This is a genomic window from Collinsella sp. Sow4_E3, from assembly GCF_052116285.1.
Lineage (GTDB): Bacteria > Actinomycetota > Coriobacteriia > Coriobacteriales > Coriobacteriaceae > Collinsella.
The window spans coordinates 127,491-142,334 of record NZ_JBQKLJ010000001.1; the positions used below are offsets into that span (position 1 = coordinate 127,491).

Consider the following 14,844-nt stretch of genomic DNA (forward strand, 5'->3'; position numbering starts at 1 on the left):
TTTCCCGATGTCAAAGAAATGGGAGGCAGTTCACTGTCCCCTTTGTGGCGGTTTAGGCGATGATGGGAGCGATAGCGCGGATGCAGGCGTCGGCAGCGGTGAGTGTGGTGCTGTCGTCACTGACGATAAAGATGATCTTGCCCTTGATGCCAAAGTCGCCGATTTCGCTAAAGAGCACGTAGGGCTCCTGGTCAAAGCCCGAGATGGGAAGCACGGCGGCCTTGGTGGCGCTGGTCAGCTCGTCTGCCAGCGCGTCAAGGGAAGCCCATTTAGACGTGTCCTTTACGGCAACGGGCACGGCCACGCGCCCAAAGGGCATCAGATGCACGAGCGTGTCCTTGGAGATGTTGGAGTTGGGCACAATGATGGTCTGCCCGTAGGCATCCTCGATGGTCGTGTGGCGCCAGGTGATGTCCTGTACCACGCCCGACACGCCGCCGACCTCGATATTGTCGCCGGGCTTGATGATGCCCATAAAGGTCACCTGCATGCCGCCGATAAGGTTCGACAGCGTGTCCTGAAAGCCGAGCGAGATGGCAATGCCGCCGACGCCAAGAGCGGCGACGAGCGCGTTTGCGTTAATGCCAAAGCAGTTGTCGAGGATAAAACTGCCGCCGATCATCCAGATGACGGCGCGCGCAATGTTGATGAAGATACTCGATGCCGGAAGCGGGTTATCGTCGCGGTTGAGCAGGTGACGCAGCGTCTTGGAAACGACTTTGGCGGCGACGGCGGTGCCTATCGCCAAGATACCAGCCCAGATGATGTTGTGGACCCACCGCTGCTCAAAGAAATGAAGAATCGGCTCAAACAATTCCATGTAGGGAAAACCTCCTCAAGATCGTTCAACCATGATACCCACCAAAAAGCCCGTCCGATCACAACGGACGGGCCGATAGCTTGAGATGGGGCGTCCGCGGTGGCGTAAGCTGGGGCGCCGGCGAGTACGCCGGCAAGGAGTGCGGCGGTCAAGCAAGACGAGGAAGAGATCCTCTCATGGCAGTTTCCTTAGTTCTTAACCAGTGGTCCCTGCTGACGCTGGATTATCGACATAATATGCGAAAACCGCCGCAAAGGTGTCTGTCCCTTTGCGGCGGTTTTGACGTCTGCGCAGATAAAACCTGCCAAAATAAACCTGTCCCTTTTTGGTAGGTTTAGCTCAGCAGCATGCGGTCGTTGGCGAGCTCGCCGCCCGAGACCTCCTCGAACTTCTGAAGCAAGTCGGCCACGGTGAGCGATTTCTTCTCATCGCCCGCCACGTCGTAGATTACGTGGCCCTCGTGCATCATGATCAGGCGATTGCCCAGACGGATAGCGTCGTTCATGTTATGCGTGACCATGAGCGTGGTCAGGTGGTTCTCGTCGACGATCTCCTCGGTCAGATTGAGCACCTTAGAGGCCGTCTTGGGGTCGAGTGCCGCGGTATGCTCGTCGAGCAGCAGCAGGCGCGGCTTGGTGAGCGTGGCCATGAGCAGGGTGAGTGCCTGGCGCTGGCCGCCCGAGAGCAGGCCGACCTTGGCGTTGAGGCGCGTGTCCAGACCAAGGTCCAGGCGTTTGAGCAGCTTGACGTACTCGTCCTTCTCGGCCTTGGTGACGCCCCACGAAAGGCCGCGACGCTGGCCGCGACGCTTGGCGAGTGCCAGGTTCTCGGCAATTTGCATGTCGGCTGCGGTGCCGCGCATGGGGTCCTGGAACACGCGGCCCAGGTACTTGGCACGCTGCGACTCGCTCAGACGCGAGATGTCGGTGCCGTCGAGCTCGATAACGCCCGAATCGAGCGGATATACGCCGGCGATCATGTTGAGCAGCGTGGACTTGCCGGCGCCGTTGCCGCCAATCACGGTTACAAAGTCGCCATCGTTGAGGGTAAGGTCGACGCCGGTAAGAGCGCGCTTTTCGGTGACGGTGCCCTTGTTAAAGGTCTTCTTGACGTGCGAGAGCTTAAGCATCTGCCTCATCCCCCTTCGTGTAGGAGCTGCGGAGCTTATAGCGCTCCCAAACCACGGGCACGCATAGGGCCACGGCGACAATCACGGCGGAGAGCAGCTTCATGTCGTTGGCGTCCATGCCCAGCTGCAGCACGATGGCGCGGATGAGGAAGTACACCACGGAGCCAAAGACGGCGGAGGCAAGACGGACGCTAAACTGCGTGAGACCGCCGGGCAGCAGGCGGCCGAGCACCTCGCCGATAACAATGGCGGCAAGACCGATAACGATGGCGCCGGTGCCCATGCCAATGTCGGCGTACTTCTGGCTCTGGCAGATGAGCGCGCCCGAAAGGCCAATGAGGGCGTTGGAGAGCACGAGGGCGATCATCTTAGTGGAGTTGGTGTTGACGCCCAGGGCACGGATCATGTACTCGTTGTTGCCGGTGGCGCGCAGCGCCGAGCCGATCTCGGTGCCAAAGAACCAATACAGGATGGCAACGATAGCCACGGCGAGCAAGATGCCCAGGATGATGGCAACGGTGGACTGCGGCAGGCCCGTCATATTGCTGACGGCCGAGAACACGGTGCCCTTGGCAAGGATGGGCGTGTTGGATTTGCCCATGATGCGCAGGTTGATGGACCACAGGCTGATCTGGGTGAGGATTCCGGCGAGGATCGCGGGAATCTCAAAGACGGTGGTCAGAATGCCCGTGACCGCGCCCGCAATGGCGCCGGCGCACATGCCGGCCAAAACGGCGAGCAACGGGTCGACATTGTTGTTGACGATGAGCACGGCGCAGACGCAGCCGCCGAGGGCAAAGCTGCCGTCACAGGTCATATCGGGGATGTCGAGCAGGCGGAACGTGATAAACACGCCAAGCACCATAATGCCCCAGAGGACACCCTGCGAAACGGCGCCCTGCAACGCAATGAGCATGCTTCATACCTCCTAGGATAGGGTGGACACGTGATTTTCCATAATAGCGGTACCAATGCATAAAAGAGCAGCGGACGGACATTTTGTTTTACCAAAAACAAGCAGGGCGAACGCCGGTCTTTAGCGTTCGCCCCAATGACTCAGATATTGAATAACGCAGCTATGGCGCAAGCGCGTGCCTAGCTGCGTTACCGCGCATGGCGCTACTCGTCTAGAGCGGAAAGGTCGATGCCCAGGGCCTCGGCCATCTCGTCGTTCTTGATGACGACCAGATCCTTGCTTGGGAGGTGCTTGATCGGCATATCCTCGGGCTTGGCCTCGCCCTTCAGAATCTTAACGGCCATCTCGCCCGCGGCGTAGCCCAGGTCCTCATAGTTGATGGAAAGGGTGAACAGGCCGCCGGCCATGCACATGCCCTCCTCGCCGGTCACAAAGGGAAGCTTGTTCTCCTTGCAGATCTGACCGACCTGCGAAGCGCCCGCGGCGATGGTGTTGTCAGTGGGGGAGTAGAGCGCGTCGACCTTGCCCACGGCAGACTCGACGACGGACTGGATCTCGTTGGAGCTCGAGACGGTGAAATCGGTGTACTCCAGGCCCAGCTTGTCGAGTTCCTTCTTGGCGGCCTTGATCTGGACGTCGGAGTTGGACTCGGCGGTGCAGTAGAGCAGACCGACCTTTTTAACGTCGGGCAGGACCTTCTGCATCATCTCGAGCTGCTCGGCGACCGGGGTGAGGTCGGAGGCGCCGGTGACGTTGGTGCCGGGCTTGTCGTTGTCCTGGACCAGGCCGGAGGCGGCGTAGTCGGTGATGGCGCAGCCCACGATGGGGATATCGGCCGTGGCGCCGGCGGCAGCCTGTGCGGCAGGCGTGGCGATGGCGTAGATCAAGTTGACGTTGTCGCCCACAAACTTGTCGGCGATGGACTTACACGTGGACTGGTCGTTCTGGGCGTTCTTCTGGTCGATCTTGACCTTGAGTCCGCTCTTCTTGATGGCCTTGACAAAGCCGTCGTTGGCGGCGTCGAGCGCGGAGTGCTCAGTGAGCTGCAGAACGCCGATGGTGTAGTCGGAACCGGCGGCTGCAGAGCCGGAACCAGAGTTGCCGCCGCATCCGGCGAGCGGGGCCAGTGCGAGCAGGCCGGCGGAGACCAGAAGGCTCCTGCGGCTGATGGTGATGTCGTTCATGTCATTACCCCCAGTATAGAAATTGCTGGAAACACTGCACTCAAACAAAGTGCAAGTGGGTCTATAGTAGCGCCGATGCCCATTTTTTCAACAACCTGTCGGGTTTTTTAATACTGAACCGGATGGACGGCGGGGGATTTGGCGGGCAACGGCAAGACTTAGGCGGCGGGCGCGGGCCGCTCCCCCTCGTCCAGCGCGGCAAAGAGCTTCTTGCCGTCGAGCAGGCGCGTGCTAACGTTTCTCATGCGGCCGACCTCGACGGTGCGCAGGGTGTCGTCGGAGCCGTGCTCGTCGACGACCGTTCCCAGCAGATACGAGACGCCGTCTCGCTGTTTGATGGCAAAAGGCCGAACGGTCATCCGCGTCACTTCGATCTTGTCATGTGTCGTGACGCTTGAAATGTCAAAGCTCACCGTGGTTCCGTGGTCGATGGCCCGCTCGATGAGCTCGCAGGTATCGATGCGTTTGGCGGGCGGTCGCGTGGTCTTGGCGGGTTTGCCCTCTGCGCTTGGTGCCGGCTCGGACGTATCGAGGTAGCCGCGAACGTCGGCGCTTGCCATGGCGACCAGATGGCGCGCTATGCTTTTTCTGGTCGCGATGGGTGTGGAGCGGTTGCGCATGACCATGCCATGGAGTCGAATGATTTCCTCGTCGGAGAGCGGTCGGGTGAGAAGTCGGTAACCCGCGCCGCGCTTGTACTCAATCTCGTATCCGGCATGTCGCAGGGCGGAAATCGCGGTATGGATACTGCGCCGCGCTGCCGAGATGGGCATGCGAGCGGGGTCGTCGGGATGGGCGAGACGCTCGATCAGCTCATCGGGAGGAAGCGCTTTGTCCTCACCGGTATGCTCGCTTAAGAGTTGCAGGATGCGCACAGCGCGATAGGCTGCCATGGAAGCAGCACCCCTGGTCGTGGCCTCGTAGTTCTCAACAGCGGGTTTGGCCATTGCGTTCACGTCCTTTCCGTTTTTGGGTGATGACGCTACGGAGCCTAGGACACGGGGTTTGCTTAGGGGCACAGGGCACTCTGGGTGGTCGGTAGTCGTCGGCAAGCGGCGGGTCGAGTTTTCAACAGCCCTGATCAGCTGACCAAAAACTTGACAAAAGCCTGACGGATGCTGTTGAAAAAAGCGCCCCTCGGCTTGCCGAGAGGCGCTGGTGCGACACGCTGTAACGCGCGGGACGGAGCTGTGGCGATTAGAAATCGGCGTTGCCCACGGTGCGGGGGTGCGGAAGGACGTCGCGGATGTTGCCCACGCCCGTCAGGTACATGACCAAGCGCTCGAAGCCCAGGCCATAGCCGGCGTGCTTGCAGGAGCCATAGCGGCGCAGGTCAAGGTAGTACTTGTACTGCTCAGGGGCCATGCCCAGGTCCTTGATGCGGGCCTCGAGCAGATCCAGGCGCTCCTCGCGCTGGGAGCCGCCGATAATCTCGCCGATACCGGGAACCAGGCAGTCGGCGGCGGCGACGGTCTTGCCGTCGTCGTTCATGCGCATGTAGAAGGCCTTGATCTCGGCCGGGTAGTCGGTCACGAAGGTCGGGCGCTTAAAGTGCTCCTCGGTCAGGAAGCGCTCGTGCTCGGTCTGCAGGTCAATGCCCCAGCTGACAGGATAGTCAAACTTGTGACCGGCGGCGACGGCCTGCTCCAGGATCTCGACGGCCTCGGTGTAGGTGACGCGGGCAAAGTCGGAGTTGGCAACGTGGTTCAGGCGCTCGATCAGGCCCTTGTCCACAAACTTGTTGAGCATGTTGAGCTCGTCGGGGCAAGTGGCCATAACGTCCTTAAGAACGTACTTGAGCATGGCCTCGGCGTTATCCATGTAGTCGTTCAGGTCGGCAAAGGCCATCTCGGGCTCAATCATCCAAAACTCGGCGGCGTGGCGCGTGGTGTTGGAGTTTTCGGCGCGGAAGGTGGGGCCAAAGGTGTACACGTCGCCAAAGGCCATGGCAAAGTTCTCGGCATTGAGCTGGCCGGACACGGTAAGGCTTGCATGCTTGCCAAAGAAGTCCTGGCTCCAGTCGACCTCTCCGGACTCGGTGAGAGGCGGATTTTTGGGGTCGATCGTGGTCACGCGGAACATCTCGCCGGCGCCCTCGCAGTCACTCGTGGTGATGATGGGGGTGTTGACGTAGACAAAGCCCTGCTCTTGGAAGAAGCGGTGGATGGCGGCAGCCGCGACAGAGCGGATGCGGAACACGGCGCGGAACAGGTTGGTGCGCGGGCGCAGGTGCTGCTGGGTACGCAGGAACTCGACGGTTGCGCGCTTCTTCTGCAGCGGGTAGTCCGGGGCGCTCGTGCCCTCTACCTCGATGGAGGTGGCAGAAAGCTCGAAAGGCTGGGGCGCATCGGGGGTCAGCTTGACGGTGCCGGTGCAAATGAGTGCAGCCGAGACGTTTTGGTGGGCGATCTCGTCGTAGTTGCCGAGCGTCTCGCGGTTCATGACGACCTGCAGGTCGCGGAAGCAGCTGCCGTCGTTGAGCGTGACGAAGCCAAAGTTCTTCATGTCGCGGACGGACTTGACCCAGCCGGCGACAGTGACGGTCTGGCCGCCGAGCGACTCGGCATCGGCATAGAGCTGCGCGATTTTGGTGCGGTTCACGTATCCTCCCATAGCGGTTGAATGATAGTTATCCATATAGTTCGATATTCTAGCAGCTCGGCTCATTTGGGCTATACAGATAAGGCATTGACGGGACGGTTTTCAAACGAAAAGCGCCCGCGGCCAGATGGTCGTGGGCGCTTGCGTGTTGCCTATTGGCTGTACGGCGCAGGACTCGTTACTTGGTCTTAGCCACCAGCAGCGGGTCGCCCAGCTTGACGAGCGGGTTGCCGCCGATAAGCGTTCCAGACTCGCCGACATGGTCGATGCTCTTAAGACGATCGAGCTCGGAGATGATGACGGTCACGATGTCCTCGTGGCCAGCGGCCTTAATGGCATCGCGGTCGAAACTGATGAGCGGCTGGCCTGCCTTGACCACATCGCCCATCTCGACAAAGCGGGCAAAACCCTTGCCGTTCATTTGTACGGTGCCCAGGCCGACATGGATGAACACGCGAAGGCCGTCCTCGGTGATCATGCCAATAGAGTGGTTGGTGACGGTGGTGGCGCCGATGCGGCCGTTAGCGGGCGCATAGATGGTGCCGGTGATGGGCTCGATGCCGTAGCCCTGGCCGAGCATACCCGAGGCGATGGTCTCGTCGGGAATCTCGTTTAGATTGACGAGCACACCGTTAACGGGAGCGTAGATGACGCCTTCGCGGGTGGCGAAGCTTGCTGCGGGCGGTACGGATGCCTCGCCCGACGAGCTGAACGTGGACTTGAGCGAATCGAGTAGACCCATAGATGCCTCCAACGTATCAAGTGCGCATGTGGCGCACGCGTAGTTTTGCCGGAAACGTTTCGTGTGTGTTACCGGCTCGGTCAGCGTCTCTATTTTACGCTGCTCAACGACGGCCCTGAGCTGGGATTATGTGATATATCAGTTGAAGGGAACTTATTGCGGATACGTTTCGATGCCGTGCGTCCAAGTGGGGTACGCTTGAAGGCGATACATAACGTGCGCGCGAATCGCGCGAAGGGAGCATATATGATCGTCGAGAGCCATGCGCTGTGGGGCGAGGAGCCGACCGAGGAATATCCGGCGACGTTTACCTATATGGGGGCCGAACCGCTGCCCGGCAAGCCCAATGGTCGTCGCCCGGCAGTGATCATCTGCGGCGGAGGCGCGTTTACGCACATCGCTCCGCACGAGCAAGATCCGGTGGCGTTTGCCTTTTTGGATCACGGGTACCAGGCCTTTGTTCTCAACTATGTCACGAGTGGCACGGGTGACGTGAGCTTTCCGCACCCCCAGGCAGATCTTGCCAAGATGGTCGCCACGGTTCGTGCGAATGCCGACGAGTGGCATGTCGATCCCAAGCGCGTGTGCGTCGTGGGATTCTCGGCGGGTGGCATGATCTGCGCTTCGCTGGCAACGCAATGGAAGACCGGCCCCTTCGCGGCACTTGCCGGGGCGCGTCCGGACGACATTCGTCCCGATGCCGTGGTGCTGGGCTATCCATTGCTCGACTTTGCCTATGTCCGCGACATGCAGACGCGCGATCCGCGCATCGACTTGCGCGTGCCCAAGACAGGTGGCAAGACGGGGCGCGATTTGCTCAACGATTACCTGTCGATGGTGACCGGCGGCGAGGCCACCGAAGAGCACCTGGCCGATATCTGCCCTACCACGCATGTTTCGCGCCAGATGCCCCCGACTTTTGTGTGGGGCGTGTCCGATGACAAAACGGCGCCGATCGCGCAGGTCTATCCGTTTGCTCAGCGTATGGCCGAGGAGGGCGTCGCTTGCGAGATGCACGTCTTTGACCAAGGCGGTCACGGCCTTTCGCTCGGCAATGCCAATACCGCGGTCGACAACGAGGACAAGCAGGTGGCAGTTCGCCCTTGGATTCGCCTAGCCTTCCGCTTCCTGGAGCGCCATCTGTAAGAGTAAGAGGGCCAGTCCCTCCCGTCCCTCATGACTTGCGGTGAAATAGTTCCTGTTTTTGCTGGTTAAAGCCCCAAGCAGGAACTATTCCACCGTAACTTCGTTTTGATGCCCGGGCCGGAAACCGCGTCCCAGTTTTGCCCCTCAAGGTGGGATACAGTTTCTCGCAGAGGGCCGATCGGGAAAATGCGTCCCGGTCTGAGCGACGATTCCGGGATGCATTTTCCGCAAGATGCCTCAACCGGAAAACGCATCCCGTTTTGAAGCTTCAGAGTGGGATGCGGTTTCCCCGAGAGGCCCCATCGGGAAATCGGGGACCGGAATTCGCCTGAGTAGTGGGATGCAGTTTCCGCAGCAGACTCGTCTGGAAAACTGGGGTCCGGAATCCCCATTGCAACAATCTGTTGATTGAACGTCGCTGCATGTTCGCGCTATCATGCATGGTTAAAATTGGTTAGCCATGGCAAACGGTTAGCAATGGTGAACATAAATGCAACGCCCTGTGGGCGTCGGGGGAGGAACACGTACGTGAAGCTCGATACACTCGAGATTGGAAAGGACGCCGTTGTCGCATCGGTGGCATCGGACGACCAGGCACTCCGACAGCATATTTTGGACATGGGCTTAACGCCGGGCACCGAAGTCACCATGATGAAGTACGCCCCCATGGGCGACCCGCTCGAGATTCGCCTGCGTGGCTACGAGTTGACGCTGCGCAAAGACGATGCTGCTCGCATTGAGCTCGTGGGTATTCACGACACCGATACGAGCCCGCGCGTTAACGCCGCAATCGGCACGACGGAGCACCCGGCGCTCGGTGAGGGGACGTATTCGCCCCGCGCGGCAAAAACGGCCGTGCCCGAGGGCGCGCCGCTGCACTTTGCCCTCGCCGGCAACCAAAATTGCGGCAAGACCACGCTGTTCAACCAGCTGACGGGTTCCAACCAACATGTTGGCAACTTTCCCGGCGTGACGGTCGACCGCAAGGACGGTACTGTCCGTAACCACCCCGAGACGAGCGTTACCGACCTGCCCGGTATTTATTCGTTGTCGCCGTACACGGGCGAGGAGATTGTCAGCCGTCAATTCATCCTTGACGAGCATCCCGACGCCATCATCGACATCATCGATGCCACCAATATCGAGCGCAACCTCTACCTGACGCTGCAGCTTATGGAGCTCGACTGCCCCATGGTCATCGCGCTCAACATGATGGACGAGGTGACGGCCAACGGCGGCGCCGTGGACGTCAACCTGCTCGAGAGCCTGTTGGGCGTGCCTGTTGTCCCCATTAGCGCTGCCCGCAACGAGGGTATCGGCGAGCTGGTGGATCACGCTCTGCATGTGGCGCGGTTCCGAGAGCGCCCGGGTCGCCTGGACTTCTGCGCGCCCGATGGCCCGGACGGCGGTGCGCTGCATCGCTGCATCCACGGCATTGCCAACCTGATCGAGGACCATGCCGTGACGGCCCGCATTCCGGTGCGTTTTGCGGCGACCAAGCTGGTTGAGGGCGACGAGCTGGTGACCGAGGCACTTCACCTGGATCGCAACGAACTTGACGCTATCGAGCACATCATTACCCAGATGGAGGGCGAGGCTGGCACCGACCGCCTGTCCGCGCTGGCCGATATGCGCTTTAGCTTTATCGGCGACGTGTGCGGGCGCTGCGTGGTGAAGCCGCACGAGAGCCGCGAGCACGTGCGCTCCGTTAAGATCGACCGCATCCTGACGGGTCGCTACACGGCCATCCCGGCGTTTCTGGTGATCATGGGCCTCGTCTTTTGGCTGACGTTTGGCGTGATCGGCGCGGCGTTGCAGGGACTTATGGAGGACGGCATCGCTGTCATCATCGCCTCGGCCGATGCGGGTCTCAAGGCGTTCGGAACCAACGACGTGGTGCGCTCGCTGGCTGTCGATGGCGTGCTTACGGGCGTGGGCAGCGTGCTGACCTTCCTGCCGATTATCGTCGTGCTCTTCTTGTTCCTCTCCATTCTGGAAGACTCCGGCTACATGGCGCGCGTGGCCTTTGTCATGGATAAGGTGCTGCGTCGCTTTGGCCTGTCGGGCCGCAGCTTTGTGCCCATGCTCGTCGGTTTTGGCTGCACCGTGCCGGCTATCATGTCGACCCGTACACTCCCATCCGAGCATGATCGCAAGATGACGGTCATGCTCACGCCGTTCATGAGCTGCTCGGCCAAGTTGCCGGTTTACGGCTTGCTGTGCGGAGCATTCTTCCCTCAGGCGACGGTCCCAGCCATGGTCTCGCTCTATCTGATTGGCATTGCGGTCGGTTGCATCGCGGCTTTGGTGCTCAACCGCACGGCATTTAAGGGCGACCCGGTGCCGTTTATCATGGAGCTACCCAATTACCGCCTGCCGAGCATCAAGACGACGGTGATGCTGGCGTGGGATAAGGCCAAGGACTTTATTACCAAGGCCTTTACCATCATCTTTGCCGCCACCGTGGTCATCTGGTTCCTCCAGACGTTTGACATCCGCTTTAATGTGGTCGCCGATCAGTCGCAGAGTCTACTTGCCGGTCTGGGTAGCATCATCGCGCCGGCGTTGGCGCCGCTTGGCTTTGGCGACTGGCGTGCATCCACGGCGCTCGTCACCGGACTTATCGCCAAGGAGAGCGTCATCTCGACCCTCACCGTGCTTTTGGATGCAACGTCACCCGCGGCGCTGTCGACCATGTTTTCGCCGTTTACCGCCTACGTGTTCTTGGTCTTTACGCTGCTGTACCCGCCCTGCGTGGCGGCAATCGGTGCCGTCAAGAGCGAGTTGGGCGCGCGCTATGCCGTTGCCGTGTTCGCGTTTCAGGTGATGGTCGCCTGGATTGTGGCGTTTGTCGTGCATTCGGCGGGCATATTGCTGGGGTTGGCTTAGCTATTTATTGACGGCGCAACCTCTGTGTATTGAGTTGATTGTGGCCCCGCATCTGTACTGACGGATGCGGGGCCGTTGCTATATAATCGCCCACCGCCCAAGACAATCGGAGAGGTTTCCTACATGACTCAGGCAAGACAAGATGGCATCTCGCTCAAGCAGTGGCTCCCGCTTATCGGGCTTGCCTGCTGCGCGTTCGTGTTCAACACATCGGAGTTCATGCCCATCGGCCTTCTGACTGATATTGCCGTATCGTTCTCGCTCACCGAGGCCCAGGCAGGCATCATGATTTCGGTCTACGCCTGGGGCGTCATGCTGCTGTCGCTGCCGCTTATGGTGTTTGCCTCGCGCTTTGAGTTCAAGCGTATGCTGCTCGGCGTGCTCGCCGTGTTCTCTCTGGGTCAGTTCCTGTCCGCCGTGGCGCCCACCTATCCTATTTTGGTCTGCGCACGCCTGGTGGTCGCTTGCGCACATGCCGTGTTCTGGTCGGTCGCCTCGATTATGGCCTCGCGCCTGGTCGACACCCGTCACGGGGCGCTCGCCATCAGCATGATCGCCACGGGCTCGTCCATCGCACAGATCTTTGGCCTGCCGATCGGCCGCGCCATCGGCCTGGCCGTGGGCTGGCGCATGACGTTTGCCGTGGTCGGGGCCTTTTCTGCCGCCGCGGTGGTGTACCAGGCAGCGGTGTTCCCGGCCATGCCGGCGGGTGAGCGGTTTGCGGTTAAACAGCTGCCCGAGCTGCTCAAGAACCCGTTCCTCATCGCGCTCTACGCGGTCACGGTTTTTATGGCGACCGGCTATTACACAGGCTACAGCTATATCGAGCCCTTCCTGGCGCAGGTCGCGCACGTCGACGCGGGTGCCATTACCATGACGCTGACGGCGTTTGGCTGCTCCGGTCTGGTGGGCAGCTGGCTGTTTGGCCGCCTGTTCGACGGGCACCGCTTCCCGTTTTTGGCTATCACACTCTCCGGCGTGCCAGCGGCCCTGCTGCTCATGGGTTCGGCCGCATCGTCGCTCGCAGCAGTGCTTGCCGTCTGCGTGCTGTGGGGCTGCTGCGCCACGGCCTTTAACGTGGCATTTCAGGCCGAGCTCATCAAGTACACGCCCGCGGATTCGTCGGCTGTCGCCATGTCGATCTTCTCGGGCCTGTTTAATCTGGGTATCGGCACGGGCACCGCGATCGGCGGCGCCGTGGTTTCGGGCCCCGGTATCGCCTGGATCGGCTTCGTGGGCGGGGCGATTGCCGTCGTGGGCGTCATCCTCGCCATCACGGTGATGTTCCCGGCCATACGCCGCGCAAAGCCCGTCGCCTAATCACGTTTCCTCATCAGTTGCGGTGGAATAGTTCCTGTTTAAGGCCCCTGAAGGTCCAAGCGGGAACTATTTCACCGCAACTTATTTTGGGGAAGAGGATGCAAGCCGGGCATACAATGGATGTCGTTGTGTTGAGCTTACCGGGAGGCTGCTATGTGGGCATACGAGACGACGTTCTATCAAATCTATCCGCTGGGCTTTTGTGGAGCTCCGCACGAAAACGCCGCGCCCGTTGCCGAGGATGAGCTTGCCCAGGCTGTCAGCGACGCGCCCAACCCCGATGCCCCCATCATGAAAATCGCCCAATGGGCCGACTACCTGCAAAAACTCGGTATTGGCGCTGTGCTCATCAACCCACCGCTCGAGTCCGATAGCCATGGCTACGACACGCGCAGCCTGCGCCACATCGACCGTCGCCTGGGTGGGGATGCCGACTTTGCCGCCGTGTGCGAGACGCTGCATGCCCACGGCATCCGCGTGGTGCTCGACGCCGTCTTCAACCATGTGGGCCGTGGCTTTTGGGCCTTCCGCGATGTGCAGGAGCGCAAGTGGGACTCGCCCTACAAGGACTGGTTCCACATCAGCTTTGACGGCGACTCGTGCTACGGCGACGGCTTTTGGTACGAGGGCTGGGAAGGCCATTTTGAGCTCGTGAAGCTCAACCTGCAAAACCCCGCCGTGGTCGATTACCTGCTCGAGTCCGTGCGCCGTTGGGCCGATGTCTTTGGCGTCGACGGTCTGCGCCTGGACGTCGCCTATATGCTCGACCGCGACTTTATGCGCCGCCTGCACGCCTTTGCCCGTGAGCTCAAGCCCGATTTTGTGCTGATCGGCGAGACGCTCCACGGCGACTACAACCAGATCGTCAACGACGAGATGCTCGACTCCTGCACCAACTACGAGTGTTACAAGGGACTGTACTCCAGCTTTAACTCGATCAACATGTTCGAGATCGCCCACTCGCTGCACCGTCAGTTTGGCGGCGACCCGTGGTGCATCTACCGCGGCAAGCACCTGCTGTCGTTTGTCGACAACCACGACGTGCCGCGCCTGGCGAGCATCCTCACCGACAAGTCGTGCCTGCGTCCCGCCTATGGCATGCTCTTTGGAATGCCGGGCATCCCGTGCATCTACTATGGCAGCGAGTGGGGAATTGCTGGCGAAAAGGGCGGCCCCGATGGCGACTGGGCGCTGCGCCCTGCGCTCGATGAGCCTGCGCCCAACGAGCTGACGGCCTTCATCACACAGCTTGCGCACCTGCGCTCGGCCGACGACGCGGCGGCACGCGCTCTCAGCTACGGCGCGTACCGCAACGTGGTGATTCAGAACAAACAGCTGCTGTTCGAGCGCGCCTGCGACGACGCGACGGTGCTCGTGGCGGTCAATGCCGTGAACGAGCCTTATACCTTTGGAGCCGGCGAACTCAACGGTTCCTTCGTCGACCTACTTGCCGACGATGCACCCACGGTCGAGCTGACGGGTGCGCTTGAACTTGCGCCCTACGAGGTGCGCTATCTGTTGAGGGCCTAGGTCATGGCGGCGTCAGACGAGGGCTATCAACATATTGAGCATGGGTTTGAGCCCGTGTTTGACCAGCACTCGCGCGTTTTGGTGCTCGGGTCGTTTCCCTCGGTGCTTTCGCGCGCCAATGCCTTTTATTACGGCAACCCTCAGAATCGCTTTTGGCGCGTGATGGCCGCGTGCCTTGGTGTGCCTGTACCACCCAACGAGGGCGACCCTTTGGTGGGCGGCGAGCCCGCGACGCTCGACGCCTCTATTGCCGCCAAGCGATCCATGCTGTTGAACGGTGGTGTGGCCCTGTGGGATGTGGTCGAGAGCTGCGACATTAAGGGGTCGAGCGACGCGAGCATCAAAAACGTTGTGCCGGCATATATCGAACGCATCACTGGAGCTGCGCCCATCGAGCGGGTGGTATGCAACGGAGGTACGGCGGGGCGCCTCTATAAGCGCTATCTACAGGAGCGGACGGGTCTGTCCGCTGTCGTGTTGCCGTCAACTAGTCCCGCTAACGCGGCCTGGCGCCTGGAGCGGCTTGTCGAGCGCTGGCGCGAGGCAGTTGACTGGACCGCACGGTAA

12 protein-coding genes are annotated in these 14,844 nt (G+C 60.8%); 5 read left to right on the forward strand and 7 right to left on the reverse strand.

Annotation, left to right across the window (positions count from 1 at the left end):
* Positions 1–52: 52 nt before the first annotated feature.
* The 7 genes from ACTQ48_RS00550 to ACTQ48_RS00580 all read right to left on the reverse strand — a co-directional run bounded on the left by ACTQ48_RS00550 (position 53) and on the right by ACTQ48_RS00580 (position 7,392).
* The gene (locus ACTQ48_RS00550) at positions 53–820 is read right to left on the reverse strand and encodes a mechanosensitive ion channel family protein (protein WP_427718391.1); all 768 of its coding nucleotides are present in this window, start codon (positions 818–820) and stop codon (positions 53–55) included.
* 334 nt (positions 821–1,154) lie between these two features.
* On the reverse strand, positions 1,155–1,949 hold the full coding sequence (locus ACTQ48_RS00555) for an ABC transporter ATP-binding protein (RefSeq protein ID WP_117839998.1): 795 nt from the start codon (positions 1,947–1,949) through the stop codon (positions 1,155–1,157).
* Complete coding sequence (locus ACTQ48_RS00560) at positions 1,942–2,865, reverse strand: ABC transporter permease (protein WP_006234992.1); 924 nt, start codon at positions 2,863–2,865, stop codon at positions 1,942–1,944. The genes ACTQ48_RS00555 and ACTQ48_RS00560 overlap by 8 nt, the downstream gene beginning before the upstream one ends.
* Before the next feature lie 203 nt (positions 2,866–3,068).
* On the reverse strand, positions 3,069–4,049 hold the full coding sequence (locus ACTQ48_RS00565; protein WP_427747699.1) for an ABC transporter substrate-binding protein: 981 nt from the start codon (positions 4,047–4,049) through the stop codon (positions 3,069–3,071).
* A gap of 158 nt (positions 4,050–4,207) precedes the next feature.
* A complete protein-coding gene (locus tag ACTQ48_RS00570; protein ID WP_441569866.1) occupies positions 4,208–4,996 on the reverse strand; it encodes a hypothetical protein in 789 nt (262 codons plus the stop codon).
* 250 nt (positions 4,997–5,246) lie between these two features.
* Positions 5,247–6,650 (reverse strand): asparagine--tRNA ligase, encoded by a 1,404-nt coding sequence (gene asnS, locus ACTQ48_RS00575; RefSeq protein WP_441569867.1) that lies wholly within the window; start codon positions 6,648–6,650, stop codon positions 5,247–5,249.
* Between the two features lie 178 nt (positions 6,651–6,828).
* The gene (locus tag ACTQ48_RS00580; RefSeq protein WP_441569868.1) at positions 6,829–7,392 is read right to left on the reverse strand and encodes a PTS sugar transporter subunit IIA; all 564 of its coding nucleotides are present in this window, start codon (positions 7,390–7,392) and stop codon (positions 6,829–6,831) included.
* A 246-nt stretch (positions 7,393–7,638) separates the two neighbouring features.
* Here ACTQ48_RS00580 and ACTQ48_RS00585 point away from each other — a divergent pair, with 246 nt between their 5' ends.
* The 5 genes from ACTQ48_RS00585 (at position 7,639) to ACTQ48_RS00605 (ending at position 14,844) form a co-directional block, all read left to right on the forward strand.
* Positions 7,639–8,538: an alpha/beta hydrolase gene (locus tag ACTQ48_RS00585; protein ID WP_427793558.1), complete on the forward strand. Its 900-nt coding sequence runs from the start codon at positions 7,639–7,641 to the stop codon at positions 8,536–8,538.
* Between the two features lie 477 nt (positions 8,539–9,015).
* Positions 9,016–11,427 carry a ferrous iron transport protein B gene (feoB, locus tag ACTQ48_RS00590; RefSeq protein ID WP_441569869.1) on the forward strand — a complete coding sequence of 804 codons (2,412 nt, stop codon included), beginning with the start codon at positions 9,016–9,018 and terminating at the stop codon, positions 11,425–11,427.
* A 123-nt stretch (positions 11,428–11,550) separates the two neighbouring features.
* A complete protein-coding gene (locus ACTQ48_RS00595; protein WP_441057208.1) occupies positions 11,551–12,747 on the forward strand; it encodes an MFS transporter in 1,197 nt (398 codons plus the stop codon).
* Between the two features lie 153 nt (positions 12,748–12,900).
* Positions 12,901–14,277 carry an alpha-amylase family glycosyl hydrolase gene (locus tag ACTQ48_RS00600; RefSeq protein WP_441569870.1) on the forward strand — a complete coding sequence of 459 codons (1,377 nt, stop codon included), beginning with the start codon at positions 12,901–12,903 and terminating at the stop codon, positions 14,275–14,277.
* A 3-nt stretch (positions 14,278–14,280) separates the two neighbouring features.
* The gene (locus tag ACTQ48_RS00605; protein ID WP_427718419.1) at positions 14,281–14,844 is read left to right on the forward strand and encodes a uracil-DNA glycosylase family protein; all 564 of its coding nucleotides are present in this window, start codon (positions 14,281–14,283) and stop codon (positions 14,842–14,844) included.

Excerpts from the sequence above, each read along its gene's own strand:
- ACTQ48_RS00555 (WP_117839998.1), bottom strand. The coding sequence starts at position 1,949 with ATGCTTAAGCTCTCGCACGTCAAGAAGACCTTTAACAAGGGCACCGTC.
- ACTQ48_RS00580 (WP_441569868.1), bottom strand. The coding sequence starts at position 7,392 with ATGGGTCTACTCGATTCGCTCAAGTCCACGTTCAGCTCGTCGGGCGAG.
- feoB (WP_441569869.1), top strand. The coding sequence starts at position 9,016 with ATGGTGAACATAAATGCAACGCCCTGTGGGCGTCGGGGGAGGAACACG.
- ACTQ48_RS00560 (WP_006234992.1), bottom strand. The coding sequence starts at position 2,865 with ATGCTCATTGCGTTGCAGGGCGCCGTTTCGCAGGGTGTCCTCTGGGGC.
- ACTQ48_RS00565 (WP_427747699.1), bottom strand. The coding sequence starts at position 4,049 with ATGAACGACATCACCATCAGCCGCAGGAGCCTTCTGGTCTCCGCCGGC.
- ACTQ48_RS00570 (WP_441569866.1), bottom strand. The coding sequence starts at position 4,996 with ATGGCCAAACCCGCTGTTGAGAACTACGAGGCCACGACCAGGGGTGCT.
- ACTQ48_RS00585 (WP_427793558.1), top strand. The coding sequence starts at position 7,639 with ATGATCGTCGAGAGCCATGCGCTGTGGGGCGAGGAGCCGACCGAGGAA.
- ACTQ48_RS00605 (WP_427718419.1), top strand. The coding sequence starts at position 14,281 with ATGGCGGCGTCAGACGAGGGCTATCAACATATTGAGCATGGGTTTGAG.
- ACTQ48_RS00595 (WP_441057208.1), top strand. The coding sequence starts at position 11,551 with ATGACTCAGGCAAGACAAGATGGCATCTCGCTCAAGCAGTGGCTCCCG.
- ACTQ48_RS00600 (WP_441569870.1), top strand. The coding sequence starts at position 12,901 with ATGTGGGCATACGAGACGACGTTCTATCAAATCTATCCGCTGGGCTTT.
- ACTQ48_RS00550 (WP_427718391.1), bottom strand. The coding sequence starts at position 820 with ATGGAATTGTTTGAGCCGATTCTTCATTTCTTTGAGCAGCGGTGGGTC.